Source organism: Microbacterium sp. LMI1-1-1.1, from assembly GCF_040815675.1.
In the GTDB taxonomy this organism is placed as follows: domain Bacteria; phylum Actinomycetota; class Actinomycetes; order Actinomycetales; family Microbacteriaceae; genus Microbacterium.
On sequence record NZ_JBFPNN010000001.1, the window covers coordinates 933659 to 946994 of the forward strand.

General features: G+C 71.3%; 15 protein-coding genes, 1 tRNA gene and 1 other RNA gene. 9 read left to right on the forward strand and 8 right to left on the reverse strand.

Translation table 11 applies throughout. The annotated features are described in order from the left end of the window. Positions 1 to 14: 14 nt before the first annotated feature. The gene (locus MRBLMI1_RS04365; RefSeq protein WP_367726930.1) at positions 15 to 224 is read right to left on the reverse strand and encodes an SPOR domain-containing protein; all 210 of its coding nucleotides are present in this window, start codon (positions 222 to 224) and stop codon (positions 15 to 17) included. 96 nt (positions 225 to 320) lie between these two features. Here MRBLMI1_RS04365 and ppgK point away from each other — a divergent pair, with 96 nt between their 5' ends. The 3 genes from ppgK (at position 321) to MRBLMI1_RS04380 (ending at position 2209) form a co-directional block, all read left to right on the forward strand. Beyond that, positions 321 to 1106, forward strand: a complete 786-nt coding sequence (gene ppgK / locus MRBLMI1_RS04370; RefSeq protein ID WP_367726931.1) for a polyphosphate--glucose phosphotransferase — start codon at positions 321 to 323, stop codon at positions 1104 to 1106. A gap of 72 nt (positions 1107 to 1178) precedes the next feature. Continuing rightward, a complete protein-coding gene (locus MRBLMI1_RS04375; protein ID WP_367726932.1) occupies positions 1179 to 2045 on the forward strand; it encodes a hypothetical protein in 867 nt (288 codons plus the stop codon). After that, on the forward strand, positions 2042 to 2209 hold the full coding sequence (locus tag MRBLMI1_RS04380; protein ID WP_367726933.1) for a hypothetical protein: 168 nt from the start codon (positions 2042 to 2044) through the stop codon (positions 2207 to 2209). The genes MRBLMI1_RS04375 and MRBLMI1_RS04380 overlap by 4 nt, the downstream gene beginning before the upstream one ends. Before the next feature lie 70 nt (positions 2210 to 2279). On the opposite strand, the gene MRBLMI1_RS04385 is transcribed toward MRBLMI1_RS04380, so the two are convergent. The 6 genes from MRBLMI1_RS04385 to MRBLMI1_RS04410 form a co-directional block, all read right to left on the reverse strand. Beyond that, the gene (locus tag MRBLMI1_RS04385) at positions 2280 to 2654 is read right to left on the reverse strand and encodes a hypothetical protein (RefSeq protein ID WP_367726934.1); all 375 of its coding nucleotides are present in this window, start codon (positions 2652 to 2654) and stop codon (positions 2280 to 2282) included. Between the two features lie 133 nt (positions 2655 to 2787). Continuing rightward, positions 2788 to 3084, reverse strand: a complete 297-nt coding sequence (locus MRBLMI1_RS04390) for an ATP-dependent DNA ligase (RefSeq protein WP_367726935.1) — start codon at positions 3082 to 3084, stop codon at positions 2788 to 2790. A gap of 126 nt (positions 3085 to 3210) precedes the next feature. Further along, the gene (locus MRBLMI1_RS04395; protein ID WP_367726936.1) at positions 3211 to 3519 is read right to left on the reverse strand and encodes a hypothetical protein; all 309 of its coding nucleotides are present in this window, start codon (positions 3517 to 3519) and stop codon (positions 3211 to 3213) included. Between the two features lie 67 nt (positions 3520 to 3586). Continuing rightward, an RNA gene (gene rnpB, locus MRBLMI1_RS04400) (RNase P RNA component class A) lies at positions 3587 to 3946 on the reverse strand. A 31-nt stretch (positions 3947 to 3977) separates the two neighbouring features. Beyond that, positions 3978 to 5687, reverse strand: a complete 1710-nt coding sequence (locus tag MRBLMI1_RS04405) for a bifunctional 3'-5' exonuclease/DNA polymerase (RefSeq protein ID WP_367726937.1) — start codon at positions 5685 to 5687, stop codon at positions 3978 to 3980. A 15-nt stretch (positions 5688 to 5702) separates the two neighbouring features. Continuing rightward, the gene (locus tag MRBLMI1_RS04410; RefSeq protein ID WP_367726938.1) at positions 5703 to 6431 is read right to left on the reverse strand and encodes a zinc ribbon domain-containing protein; all 729 of its coding nucleotides are present in this window, start codon (positions 6429 to 6431) and stop codon (positions 5703 to 5705) included. 71 nt (positions 6432 to 6502) lie between these two features. On the opposite strand from MRBLMI1_RS04410, the gene MRBLMI1_RS04415 reads away from it, so the two are divergent. The 5 genes from MRBLMI1_RS04415 to MRBLMI1_RS04435 all read left to right on the forward strand — a co-directional run bounded on the left by MRBLMI1_RS04415 (position 6503) and on the right by MRBLMI1_RS04435 (position 9750). Beyond that, positions 6503 to 6832 (forward strand): DUF6507 family protein, encoded by a 330-nt coding sequence (locus MRBLMI1_RS04415; protein ID WP_367726939.1) that lies wholly within the window; start codon positions 6503 to 6505, stop codon positions 6830 to 6832. Continuing rightward, the gene (locus MRBLMI1_RS04420) at positions 6829 to 8037 is read left to right on the forward strand and encodes a WXG100 family type VII secretion target (protein WP_367726941.1); all 1209 of its coding nucleotides are present in this window, start codon (positions 6829 to 6831) and stop codon (positions 8035 to 8037) included. Before MRBLMI1_RS04415 ends, MRBLMI1_RS04420 begins: the two co-directional genes overlap by 4 nt. Beyond that, a complete protein-coding gene (locus MRBLMI1_RS04425; RefSeq protein ID WP_367726942.1) occupies positions 8034 to 8363 on the forward strand; it encodes a hypothetical protein in 330 nt (109 codons plus the stop codon). The genes MRBLMI1_RS04420 and MRBLMI1_RS04425 overlap by 4 nt, the downstream gene beginning before the upstream one ends. After that, entirely contained in the window at positions 8360 to 9640 is a 1281-nt protein-coding gene (locus MRBLMI1_RS04430) for a hypothetical protein (RefSeq protein ID WP_367726943.1), read from the forward strand. The genes MRBLMI1_RS04425 and MRBLMI1_RS04430 overlap by 4 nt, the downstream gene beginning before the upstream one ends. Positions 9641 to 9677: 37 nt before the next feature. After that, a tRNA-Val gene (locus tag MRBLMI1_RS04435) sits at positions 9678 to 9750 on the forward strand. Between the two features lie 109 nt (positions 9751 to 9859). On the opposite strand, the gene MRBLMI1_RS04440 is transcribed toward MRBLMI1_RS04435, so the two are convergent. Beyond that, positions 9860 to 10333, reverse strand: a complete 474-nt coding sequence (locus tag MRBLMI1_RS04440) for a hypothetical protein (RefSeq protein ID WP_367726944.1) — start codon at positions 10331 to 10333, stop codon at positions 9860 to 9862. Positions 10334 to 10609: 276 nt separating this feature from the next. Here MRBLMI1_RS04440 and aceE point away from each other — a divergent pair, with 276 nt between their 5' ends. Further along, positions 10610 to 13336 carry a pyruvate dehydrogenase (acetyl-transferring), homodimeric type gene (aceE, locus tag MRBLMI1_RS04445; protein ID WP_367726945.1) on the forward strand — a complete coding sequence of 909 codons (2727 nt, stop codon included), beginning with the start codon at positions 10610 to 10612 and terminating at the stop codon, positions 13334 to 13336.

Below are 13336 nucleotides of genomic sequence, written 5' to 3' on the forward strand. Positions count from 1 at the left end.
CGTCGTCTCGTCGCTCAGCGACCGGCGCCGTCGGCGCCCCAGTCGGCCTCACGCGCGTCGTCTTCATCCCATTTGGCCGACCGTGCGCGCAGAATCTCGGGTGCGCGCGCGGCTTCCTCGGCGCTGTCGAACGGGCCGGCGCGATCAGCCATGGGAGATTCGAGGCCTTCCTCGACCTGACCGGTCTGGAGGTTGTACCAGTACTTCCGCGTGCCGTCGCTCACGATGTCTCCTCCAGGATCTCGCGCCCCGGCGCAGATGCGTCGGGCCCTCCCCCGATCCTACTGATCGCGACCCCGCGGCTGGATAGGCTGGAGGGCATGGCAACGAATGCGTCCCGCGCGATCGGGGTGGACATCGGCGGCACCGGCATCAAGGCCGGCATCGTGGATCTGGAGGCCGGCGAGCTGGTGAGCGACCGCATCAAGGTCGCCACGCCCGCCGGCGCCGAGCCCGCGGACGTGCTGACGGCGGTGCATCAGGTGATCGAGCGCCTCGAGGCCCCTGCGGACATGCCGCTGGGCGTCGCCTTCCCGGCCATCGTCAAGGGCGGCCGCACGCTGTCCGCGGCGAACGTCTCGGCGACCTGGGTCGGCTTCGAGGCCGAGAAGTTCTTCGAGGACGGCCTGTCGCGCGGCATCCATTTCGCCAACGACGCGGACGTCGCGGGCATCGCGGAGGTGCGGTACGGCGCGGCCAAGGACGTCGAGGGCCTCGTGATCCTCACGACGCTCGGCACGGGGATCGGCTCGGCCATGATCTACGACGGCGTCCTCGTCCCGAACAGCGAGCTGGGACATCTGCAGCGCGCGGGGCACAAGAAGGATGCCGAGCACTTCGCCGCGTACTCCGCGATGGAACGCGAGGAGCTGTCGTGGGAAAAGTGGGCGAAGCGCCTGCAGTGGTACTACGACTACGTCGAGTTCCTGTTCAGCCCCGACCTCATCGTCGTCGGCGGCGGCGTGTCGAAGCACTCCGAGAACTTCCTCCCGCTGCTGAAGCTCCGCGCGCCGATCGTGCCCGCGAAGCACCGCAACAACGCCGGCATCATCGGGTCGGCCTCGCTCGCGGTGCCGGTTCCGGAGGCCCTCCCCGCCGTCAAGTGACGTTCCCGTCGCACTGACGAGAGGCGCGCGCCGTCGGGCGGCGTGTCGGAGGGGTGTGGCAGTCTCGGTCCCGTGACCGCCCAGGACCCCTCGGAGACGCCGCGCCTCGACGCGTCGATCGTCGCGCTCCGTGTCGTCGTGGTCGCCAGCACGGTCGTCGCGGCGGTGGCCGGCTACCTCGGGTGGGCGGACGACACCGACCCCGCTCCCGCCGTCGCGGCCGCCGTCGCCGCCTCCGTCGCGGCGGTCGGGGCCTTCGTCGTCTGGTACCTCGAGGAGCGGCGCAAGCGCGCTCTGCAGTCCGCGCGGACGACGGTGGCGGAGCTGCTCCGCGCCGAGAAGATCCGCATCCTCACGATGACCAACGGCGCCTTCCTCCCGACGCTGTCGGCGCTGCAGGACCTCGCCGCGATGCGCCCCGGCGAGCGGGCCGTCGAGATCAGCGGCTTCCGTCAGGCCGTGGTGGAGCGCGCCTGCGACCTCGTCAAGAACGAGAGCCCGCGAGCGGCCTACTTCCGCGTGCAGGACCTGTCGGCGCGGCGCCGGGTGATGAGTCCGCGCCCGTACATCTCGCAGCGGGCCCGCGTGGACGAGTTCACCTCGCAGTTCGTCGAGGGCGCCGACGACGAGCCGGGCGTGTGGGAGCTCATCGACCACGCCGAGCACGCCATCCTCCGCGAGGACGTCCGGCCGCCCGGCAAGGTCTACCGCTCGTACATCTCCGCGCCCGTCCGCTGCGGGGGGATCGCCTTCGGCATGCTCACCTTGAACGTCCTGGATGCCGGCGGCCTCTCCACCGAGGACCGGGACTTCCTGCTCGTGCTCGCGCGCGTGCTGGCCGTCGCAGAGGCGCTGACGCTCCTCGAGAAAGAGCGCGAGGCGTCCGTCCGGATGTCGCTCATCCGTTCTAGAATCGGGTCAGAAGGGGGTAACGCATGAGCACTGCCGTGTCGGTCTCGGGCCGGTCCAGCTTCGTGAACGCAGAGATGGCTAAGGCGCACGCCGAGGCGATCCGATCGGTGGATGCCGAGCGCTCGCAGCCCCCGCACATCCGCGCCGCTCGTGCGCGTGCCCTTCTGCGCTGGCTCGACAAGACCGACTGACGTCGCGCCGCCCGTCGGTCACGGAAAGACGAGCTCGAACCGCTCCAGGGCGACCCGAACAGTCGCCGGGTCAGTCTTCGTGTCGGCCGCTGAGGCGGTCCCACTCGAGTGACCGGTACTGCAGGTAGGTGCAGAGGTTCGACGCGACGATGAGCTCTGCCCCCAGCGCCCCCATCTCATAGGGCGGAGCGGAGAGCTCCGTCTCGTGGACCTCGAGCGTCATCTGCCACAGCGGATCGTCGAACCCCCGCGGTTGCATGTAGATGACGCCGTCCGCCCGCCGAAGGCGCACGATCACCAAGCCGGTGTCGCTTCTCCGGTCACCGTCCTGCTCGGCGACGACGATGTCGGCACCGGCGGTGTTCCCCGCCTCGATGAAGTCGTCGACCCACTGCTGCAGCACGTAGACGTCCCGTCGCGGCGGGAAGGGGATCTCTCCGGTCACTGAATCATCCTCTCAGCTGTCGCGCGCGGACGGCGCATGACGGCTAACTATTGCGTCACGTCCGCGACGACGTTATGGGCGTTTCATGAAGCTCGCGCGGGTGCCGCTCGACGGCGGGTGGGCGACGACCTCGTCACGCGGTCGAGGCCTTGCCGACATGCACCGTCAGCCCGTTCGGGCCGTTCGCCTCGTCGAACATCTGCTCGACGAGATGTTGGTCGATCGACGGGCTCCGACCGCCCCAGAACTGGAGCACGAGCGGCGTCGACGCGCTGAGCCACAGGCTCAGGGTGCCGGCGCTCGGGTGCGGCGCGTGCAGCATGAAGGACTCGCCGCGCCGCAACTTGTTCATCACCACGATGCGAAGGTGCGCGAGGGTGCGGTCGTCGACATCGAGGACGGCACGGCCCTGATAGAAAAGACGGCCCACGTTCAACTCCTGACACGAACGGCCGGCGGGACCCTGCCGGACCCGCTTACGCCGTAAGGGACATCTTACGCAACGCCGTCACGGGTACGCGCGCGTGGCTCAGACCAAGAGCCAGGCCGACGTCGGTCAGTCCTCTCGCGCCGGCGTGATCAGCACCCCGCCGAACCGCGCCTCGGAATAGCGCCACTCCCGTCCATCGACCCACACCCGCGCCGATGCGCAGGGCAGCGGTTCGTGCTCGCCGTTCGGCCAGAGCAACACGAACCCACCGCTCGGGGACGCATTCGACCCCGTCACGCGTGCGCCGTTCGCATCGACGGCACGAGCCTCGCAGTCGCGGCACAGGTACTCGGGATACCGGTCGGATTGGGTGACCTGGGCGCCGCAGTTCGGACAGGGCTGGGTTCCGCGCGCACCGGGGAGAAACGGGCTCATTCGACAAGCGTAGGTTGCGCCGCCTGCGCGCTGTCGGCTGCTCTCGAAGAAGCGCCGTCGGTGGAGGCGAATGGGCCGGCCTGTACGCCGGGTTCTGTCCGGGGGCGGAAGCCCCGTGGACGGTCATCTCTCTCGGCGACACGTTGCCGTGCCGCTCCAGCGGCCTACCCGGGGACTCGGCGAGCCGCGTCGACATCCCCTGTCTGGCCTTGCTCCGGACGAGGTTTACCGTGCGGGTCGTGTCACCACGACCCCGGTGGTCTCTTACACCACCCTTTCACCCTTACCCGCGCGAGGCGGGCGGTCTGCTCTCTGTGGCACTGTCTCGCGGATTGCTCCGGGTGGGTGTTACCCACCGTCCTGCCCTGTGGAGCCCGGACGTTCCTCGGCACGGGCGAACCCGTGACGCGACCGTCCAGCCGACCCATTCGCACGTGCGAGTCTACCGTCGCGGGCGGTCACGCCTTCTCGGCGGTCGGTCCGATCCGCAGGTCGAGAGGGAAGTCGAGCGGGAACGACCCGAACAGCAGACGACCCGCGGATGCCGCGGACTCCCGCACCGCCTCCGCCACCGCGTCCGCGTATTCGACGGGCGTGTGCACGACGATCTCGTCGTGCAAGAAGAACGCCAGATGCGGCGACCGGTGGAACACGGGACCCGACGCGGGCGCGGAGCGCGCGGCATCCACGTCCGGGAACGCCGACAGGCGCGTGCGCAGGTCGGCCAGCCAGGCGAGCGCCCACTCGGCCGCGGTGCCCTGGACCACGAAGTTGCGGGTGAAGCGCCCCCGGTCGCGGGCGGAGCGGCGCGCGCGGGTCTCGTCGATCCCGGATGCCGCGGCGTCACTCGCCCGCGACTGCAGGTCCCGCCAGGTCGACCCCGCGGTCGGCGAGGTGCGTCCGAGCCAGGTGTGGACGACCCCGCCGTCCTCTCCGACGCGGGCCGCCTCGTCGACGAGCGCCATCGCACGAGGGAAGGTGCGCCGCAGGCGCGGGAGGAGCCGTCCGCTCTCCCCCGTCGTGGCTCCGTACATCGCCCCGAGCATCGCGAGCTTCGCCTCGGCGCGGCTCGCCACGGCGCCCCGCTCGACGATGCCGGCGTACAGGTCGCGTCCGGATGCCGCCTCGGCCAGCGCCATGTCGCGCGACATCGCCGCGAGCACGCGGGGTTCGAGCTGCGCCACGTCGGCGGTCACGAGCGTCCAGCCCGGGTCGGCCCGGACCGCCGTGCGCAGCGCTCGCGGGATCTGCAGGGCCCCGCCGCCCGACGACGCCCACCGGCCGGTGACCACGCCCGCGGGGACGTAGACGGGACGGAAGCGGTCGTCGCGGACCCACTCGTCGAGCCACGCCCACCCGTTCGCGGTGTAAAGACGCATCTGCTTCTTGTAGGCGATGAGCGGGGCGACGACCGGGTGGTCGTGCTCGGACAGCTCCCACCGGCTCGTCGACTGGACCAGGACGCCGGCCCGGCGCAGGGAACGCAGCAGGCGCGGCTGCGAGTCGAGGGATGCCGACGGGTCGTCGAGGGCCGCACGGACGACGGCCGCCGTCTGCTCGATGCGGGCGGGCAGGCCGCCGCCCCGGCGGGCACCGAGCTCGCGTTCGAGCATGTCCTCGTGCGCGCGCCGGCTCCACGGCACGCCCGCGGCGTGCAGCTCCTCCGCGATGAGCGCCCCCGCCGACTCGGCGGCGCAGAGCAGACGGAGCGCGCCGGGCGACGTCGACGACGCGATCGCGGCGATCTGGCGGCGGTACTCGGCGAGAGCGGCCGTGAGGGTCTCGGGGATCCCGGATGCCGCCTCCCCCAGGTCGAAGAGGGTGTCGCCCGAGCTGGGCGCCGTCGTCCCGGCATCCCATTCGCCTCTCGCCCGGAGGCCGTGGTCGTCGGTCACGGCCTGCGCGTCGCGGAGGATGCCGTGGACGAGGCGGAGGTCCCACACGCGCGCCACGCGGACCCCGGCCTCGAGCAGACGCGGGTAGACGAGTGCGGAGTCGGCCCACACCCATCGCACGTCGCCATCGTGCTGCCGGGCGGCGATCGCCGCGGGGAGCGCGTCGGCGGTCAGCTCCTGAGCGGGTCCGGTGGGCTCGGTGTCCCCGTCGACGGCGACGATCGCGAACCGGCCGTCAGCGACCCGTCCGACGACGACCGTGTCAGTGGGCACGGCCGCCGCGACGGGTCATCGGGATTCTTCGGTGCGGACGAGGATCGCGCCGCACTCGGGGCAGAAGACGACCTCGTCCGTCTGCGCGCGGCGGACGGCGCTGAGGTCGCTGGGCGGGAGGACAATGCGGCACGCCTCGCACGCGCCGGCGCGCAGGAGTCCGGCGCCGTTGCCGCGCGCGGCGAGGCGCTCGTACAGCGCGACGAGGTCGGCGGGGATGGCCGCGGCCACGGCGTCCCGGTCGCGGCGGGCGGCCTCGAGGCGGGTGGTGGCCTCGGCGACGGTTGTCTTGGCCTCCGCGCTGAGCTGAGTGCCCTGCGCGTTCGTCTCGGCGATGAGAGCCTCCTGCTCGGCGACCGCGGCATCGGCGGCCTCGAGCCGCTCCATCAGGGCGATCTCCGCGTCCTCGAGGTCGCTCTTGCGACGGGCGAGGGAGGTGAGCTCGTTCTCGAACCCCTGTGCCTGCTTCGCGTTGGACGAGGCGGCCAGGCGCTCGGTGTCGCGGGCGATGCGGGCGTCCACGACCGACACGTCGGACTCGAGGCGCTTCAGCTCGGCGGCGATGTCGTCGCGGACGTTCGCGCGCGCCCCCAGCTCCTGCGACAGCGTCGACCGCTGCGCGATCAGCTCGCGCACGCGCTCGGCCTGCGGGGGGTTGCCGGCGACGCGCTCGTCCCGACGGATACGGGCGTCGAGGTCGGCGAGATCGAGCAGTCGGCGCTGGTCGGCGGGATCGGCGTTCACGCTCCCACGCTACCCCGGGGGTGGGACAGACAGGCGTCCGGCTAGCCTGGACCCACGGAACCCCCGGATGAATGGATGCCATCACCGTGACCTGGAGCATCGACCCTGCGCAGGCGCGCGCCGTCTGCCGTGCCACGGACGAGCACGCGTCCGCGATCGACGCCGTCGTGATCACCACCGCGGACGCCTTCGAGTCGGCGCAGAGCGCCGTGGGAGCGGGTGAGACCGCCACGGCGCTGGCAGAGGTCGCCGCCGACCCGTTCCTCATCCGCCTCGCGGGCATCCGGCGGCACATCAGCACCGTGACGGAGACGACGGAAGGGGTCGTCGCCCTCTACGAGCAGGCGGACTACGACATGGCCGCCCAGACGCAGGCGACGATGAACGGGTCCAAGCCGTGAGCGTCGCTCCCGCGACGATCCCGCGGTCCGCCGACGTCTCGGCCGCCGCGGACACGCTGTCCGCTGCCCTCGACGGGCTCGACGACGCCGTCTCCGACGTCACGAGCTCGTGGAGCGGGCTGAGCGCCGTGTACGAGGCGCCGGAAGCACAGACGGCCTACGGCGCCCTGGCATCCGTGTCGCCCGCCGCCGATGAGCTTGCGACCGCGCTGTCGTCGGCGGTGAGCGCGCTGCGGACGTATGCAGAGGCCCTCGCCTCACTGGAGACCCGCCGCGCGGCCATCGTCTCCGATCTCGCGGTGGTCGAGCGCGAGATCGACCTCCCGCTCGAGGAGCGCGACCCGGAGGCCCCGACCGTCGCCGAGGTCGCCCGCGCACGCCGGACCTTCGACGCCGACGCCGCCGCCGCCGACGAGGACTGCGCCCGGGCCCTGCGGGCGCTGCGCACGTCGACGACGTGGGTGATGAACGACGGTCTCGAGATCGTGACCGGCAACGCCGGGTCGGCGGTCCAGGGTCTCGCGAGCGAGCTGCTGCAGCGCTACCGCGGCACGCTGATGGTGCCCGGCCCGGGGGCGATGCTGCCGGACGAGATCCGGCTCACCGCGGGCGATCTGGAGCCCACCTGGCCCCGCTCCCGCATCGACGGGCAGATCTGGGTGCAGCGCCCGTCCGGCACGTGGATGCTGGAGAGCAACCTCCTGCCCGACGCTCCCCCGGCGCTCGGCGGCCTGCCGGGCTGGAACGGGCAGCCGAAGTTCGCCCCCGCCGAGATCGGGACGCCGCCCGCCTGGGCCGGGCACGCCGGTAAGGCGCTGTCGGTGGTGGGTGCGGGCCTGACCTACTGGAGCGTCTACGGCGAGAGCTACAACGACACGCTCACCCGCCACCCGGACTGGAGCGAGGAACAGCGTCAGCAGGAGGCGTGGGTGGACACGGCCGTCGTCGGCACGAGCTCTGTCGCCGGCGGCGCCGGCGGCGCGTGGGGCGGTGCGCTGCTCGGCGCGAGCATCGGGTCGGTGTTCCCGGGACCCGGGACGATCATCGGCGGCATCGTGGGTGGGGTGATCGGCGGCGTCGCCGGTGGATGGGGAGGACAGCAGGTGTCGCAGAGAGCGGTGGACAGCATCCGCGGCGAGAACGAGACCATCATGGCGCCGGGTCCGCTGGGTGCGGCGCACGGACCCGCCGGAGACCAGCTGTGACCGCCGGCCTGATCGTCGGCATCGCCTTCCTCGCGCTCGGCGTGGTGGCCTACAGCGGCGTGTGGAAAGGCTGGATCCGCGTCCGCCGCGGGTACGGAAGCACCATCGGCTTCGCGTGGCTGTGGCTCGGCCTGTCGTTCACGACGGCGTCGGTCGCCACCTCCATCGCTGCGGCTTCCCGCCCGCTCCTGCTCGTCCTCCTGGCGGTCGCGGCGGTGCTGCTGGTCGTGGCCATCGTCGGCTTCTTCTGGCTCCCGCCCTTCCTCCTGCCCGCGTGGTACCGCGTGCTTCGCGGCGACGACGTGCGTCCGAAGGGTCGCCCATGAAGTTCTCGACCGGTCCCGCCAGTCGCGAGTCCGCCCTCCTCGTCGCGGAGACGCCCCATGCGCACGTCACCCACCCGGACTGGCTCGAGACGTCCGCGTTCGACGGGGCCGACCTCGTCCTGACACCGGTCGAACGCCCGGACGGATTCGTTCCCAACCTCGTGCTGACCTCGGTGGCGAGCACCGCTCCCCTGACGGATGCCGCGGCGGCGGCGGTCCGAGCCGCCGGTGCCCAGCACGACGGCGCGTACATGATCGCGGTCGACCTGTGGCATCCCTCGCCCGACGAGTCCCCCGCCCGCGGTCGACGCATCATCTTCGCCTACCCGGGCGACGACGGACGAGATGTCGTCGTCGCCAAGTGGGTGTGGGCCACCGGAAGTCATCACGTGCACCTGTCGGCCAGCTGCGTCCCCTCCCAGTGGACCGGGTACTCCCCGGTCTTCGACGGGATCGCCGCCCACCTGGCGCTCACCACCGACCCGGCGGAGACCGCGGAGGCGGCGGCCCGCGCCGGTGACGCTCCGCTGGATGCCGTCGTGACCGCCCGTGTCGGAAATCCGATCGAGTCCCTCGACGACATCCCGGCGCCGGCGTTCGCCTCCGCGGCGCCGCGTCTGTCGCCCGACGCGCTGCAGGCGGTGCTCACCGGAACGGCGAGATCGCGCATCGGTGCGGCCCACGGCGTCCTCGCCCGCCGCGACCGCGGGACCGCTTCGGCGCACGAGCTTCGCGATGCCGGGTGGATCGACGACGACGGTCGGCTGACACGGGACGGTTCGGCTGCTGGAGCGGCCCTCGCCGCGAAGCGGCACATCGCGACCGTCCAGGCGCGCCGGGGGGATCGCGCCGCGCTGCTGATCGCGTATGCGGGTCCGCGCGGCGTGCTCGTCCTGCACGACCCGGCGCTGTCCGAAGACGTCGGCGGCCCTGCTGACACGGCCTCGCGACACGCGGTGGTCCTCGACCCCGATCACATGCCGGTGTTCGTGGCCGCCTGGCTCGGTGTCACCCCCGGCTGGCCCGTGAGCGAGCCGGACGAGCAGATCGCCGCCGACGAGCTCGCCGCGCACATCGGGGCCACCGACGGCGCCGTCGAACCCTGGACCGAGGTCCTGATCCGCGGCGACGACGGCGACCTGTACGACGTGGTCTCGCCGTCACGCGGCTGGCTCCGGATCGGAGCGCCGGTCGATGGCATCCATCCGCTCCGCGCCGAACCGACGGCCGTCGTCTTCGACCGGCTCGCCCTGCTGAGCACGCGGGCCCTCGCCTGAGGAAGGGGTGCGTCCCGGGCTAGACTCGGGGACTCCAGGGCCTTTAGCTCAGCTGGTAGAGCGCCACGTTTACACCGTGGATGTCGTCGGTTCGATCCCGGCAGGGCCCACCGCTCGCTTCCGCTGGTCCAGTGAACGCTCGCGCGCGGGGGAAACGCCGTGGCACGGCGTTTCCCCCGGCGCAGAGCGTTTACCGACAAAGCACCCGGCTCGGTGAGGTCATGTTCTCCGCGTGACGACGAGGCACCCGACGCAGACTGCGACGAGGACCGCGCACACCGCGATGGCCGTCCCGGCCGGTGGCACCAGCTCCCCCTTGAAGCGCACCCATGCCAGCGTGGGCGAGAACACGGCCGCGGCGAGGGCAGTTCCGAACATCAGTCGCGGATACGCCCGTCTTTCCTGCATCGACGTCACCGTCATCCGTCGCAAGGCGACGATGACGCAGACGAGCGTGCTGATGGCAGCGGCCGCGAGGATCCAGGTCCACGACGCCTCTGGCGTCATGGAAAAGCGGCGCGTCCCCCCGAACCCTCCCCCCACCAAGGCGACGATCGGGACGGCGGAGACCCATTCGAAGAGTTCCCACCCGACCGGGGCACGCCGGGGTAACGCCCCGGTCCGGGCGCGCCAGGCCCGCCGCGTCTTCGGCGCGTCCTCCCGAGGGAGGTCGGGCGCGTCGCTCGTGGTCACGCGATCAGTATCGAGCACGCGGCGGCCCGCCGTCGCACGCCGGTAAACGCTCGCGCGAGCGGGACGGCGGACGGGCGAGAGCGGTCGATTCCGGAGAATGGATGCCTCGACGTCGAGGCATCCATCCGCCCCGACACCCGCGGGTGGAGGACCGCACGACCGGAGCGCCGCCGACTCGCTAGGCTGGACGCTGGTGAATTGTGCGGAGCAGACAAGGGTTGCCGCACGCGTATGGCGATTCTCTGGCATGACCTGCCAGACGACGAAAGGTCTTCCGTGACTGTTCACGATCAGGATCCGTATTCGCAGGGGCCGCAGGACAGCGACCCGGAAGAGACCGAGGAGTGGAAGGAATCCCTCCGTCAGCTCGTCCAGGCGAAGGGTCCGGCTCGCGCCCGCGAGATCATGCTGAGCCTGCTCAAGGGCTCGAAGGAGCTGCACCTCGGCGTGCCGATGGTGCCGACCACCGACTACATCAACACCATCGCGCGCGACAGCGAGCCCGAGTTCCCCGGTGACGAGGAGCTGGAGCGCCGCTACCGCAAGTGGATCCGCTGGAACGCCGCGGTCACCGTGCACCGTGCGCAGCGCCCCGGCATCGGCGTCGGCGGCCACATCTCGACGTACGCCTCGTCGGCGGCGCTGTACGAGGTGGGCTTCAACCACTTCTTCCGCGGCCTCGACGACCCGTCCGGCGGCGACCAGATCTTCGTGCAGGGCCACGCCTCCCCCGGCACCTACGCCCGCGCGTTCCTCGAGGGCCGCCTCACCGAGGCGCAGCTCGACGGCTTCCGCCAGGAGAAGTCCGCGGCGCCGAACGGCATCCCCTCCTACCCCCACCCCCGTCTCATGCCGGACTTCTGGCAGTTCCCGACGGTGTCGATGGGTCTGGGCCCGATCAACGCGATCTACCAGGCCATGTCGAACAAGTACCTCAGCAACCGCGGCATCAAGGACGTGTCGGACTCGCACGTCTGGGCGTACCTCGGCGACGGCGAGATGGACGAGGTCGAGAGCCGCGGACAGCTCCAGGTCGCGGCGAACGAGGGCCTGGACAACCTGACCTTCATCGTCAACTGCAACCTGCAGCGCCTCGACGGCCCCGTCCGCGGCAACGGCAAGATCATCCAGGAGCTCGAGAGCTTCTTCCGCGGTGCCGGCTGGAACGTCATCAAGGTCGTCTGGGGCCGCGAGTGGGACGACCTGCTCGCCCGCGACACCGACGGTGCGCTGCTGAACCTCATGAACAGCACGCCCGACGGCGACTACCAGACGTACAAGGCCGAGAACGGCGCGTACGTCCGCGAGAACTTCTTCGGCCGCGACCCCCGCGCGCTCGAGCTCGTCAAGGACTACTCGGACGAGCAGATCTGGGGCCTCAAGCGCGGTGGCCACGACTACCGCAAGGTCTACGCGGCGTTCAAGGCGGCCAAGGAGCACAAGGGCCAGCCGACCGTCATCCTCGCCAAGACCATCAAGGGCTACGGCCTGGGTCCGCACTTCGAGGGCCGCAACGCGACCCACCAGATGAAGAAGATGACCCTCGACGACCTGAAGGCGTTCCGCGACGCGATGGACATCCCGGTGTCCGACGCGCAGCTCGAGGAGAACCCGTACCAGCCGCCGTACTACACCCCCGGTGAGAAGGACGAGACGATCCAGTACATGCTGGAGCGTCGCCGCTCGCTCGGCGGGTTCCTGCCCGAGCGCCGCTCGACGCACGTCGGCCTGGAGCTGCCCGGCGACGCCGCGTACCAGCTGCCCAAGAAGGGCTCGGGCACGCAGGAGGTCGCCACGACGATGGCGTTCGTCCGCCTGTTGAAGGACCTGCTGCGCGTCAAGGGCTTCGGTCACCGCATCGTGCCGATCATCCCCGACGAGGCGCGCACGTTCGGCATGGACGCGTACTTCCCGACGGCGAAGATCTACAACCCCAAGGGCCAGCACTACACCTCCGTGGACCGCGAGCTGCTGCTCGCGTACAAGGAGAGCCCCGAGGGTCAGATCATCCACGTCGGCATCAACGAGGCCGGCGCCCTCGCCGCCTTCACCGCGGCGGGCACCTCGTACGCCACGCACGGCGAGCCGCTGATCCCCGTCTACGTCTTCTACTCGATGTTCGGCTTCCAGCGCACGGGCGACGCCCAGTGGGCGGCGGGCGACCAGATGGCGCGCGGCTTCATCATCGGCGCCACCGCCGGCCGCACCACCCTGACCGGTGAGGGCCTGCAGCACGCCGACGGCCACTCGCAGCTGCTCGCCTCGACCAACCCGGCGACCGTGTCGTACGACCCGGCCTACGGCTACGAGATCGCGCACATCGTGCGCTCCGGCCTGGAGCGCATGTACGGCGGGGAGCACCCGGACCCGAACGTCATGTACTACATGACGGTCTACAACGAGCCGCTCGTGCAGCCGGCCGAGCCCGAGGGGGTCGACGTCGACGGCATCGTCCGCGGCATCCACCACGTCTCCTCCGGCGAGGGCGACGGTCCCCGCACCCAGCTGCTCGCCTCGGGCGTCGGTGTGCCGTGGGCGTTCGAGGCCCAGCGCCTCCTCAAGGAGGACTGGGGCGTCGTCGCCGACGTGTGGTCGGTGACCTCGTGGACCGAGCTGCGCCGCGACGGCCTCGCCGCCGACGAGCACAACTTCCTCCACCCCGACCAGGAGCCGCGCGTCGCCTACCTGACCGACAAGCTCAAGGAGGCCCAGGGTCCCGTCGTCGCGGTCAGCGACTGGATGCACGCGGTCCAGGACCAGATCCGTCCGTGGGTCCCGCAGAACTACTGGACGCTCGGCGCCGACGGCTTCGGCTTCTCGGACACCCGTGCGGCCGCGCGCCGGTTCTTCAAGATCGACGGTCCGTCGCTCGCGGTCCGCGCCCTGCAGGCGCTGGCCGAGGAGGGCAAGGTCGACCGCGCCGTCGTCGGCCAGGCGATCGAGAAGTACCGCCTGCACGACGTCAACGCCGGGACCAGCGGCAACGCGGGCGGCGAGGCCTGA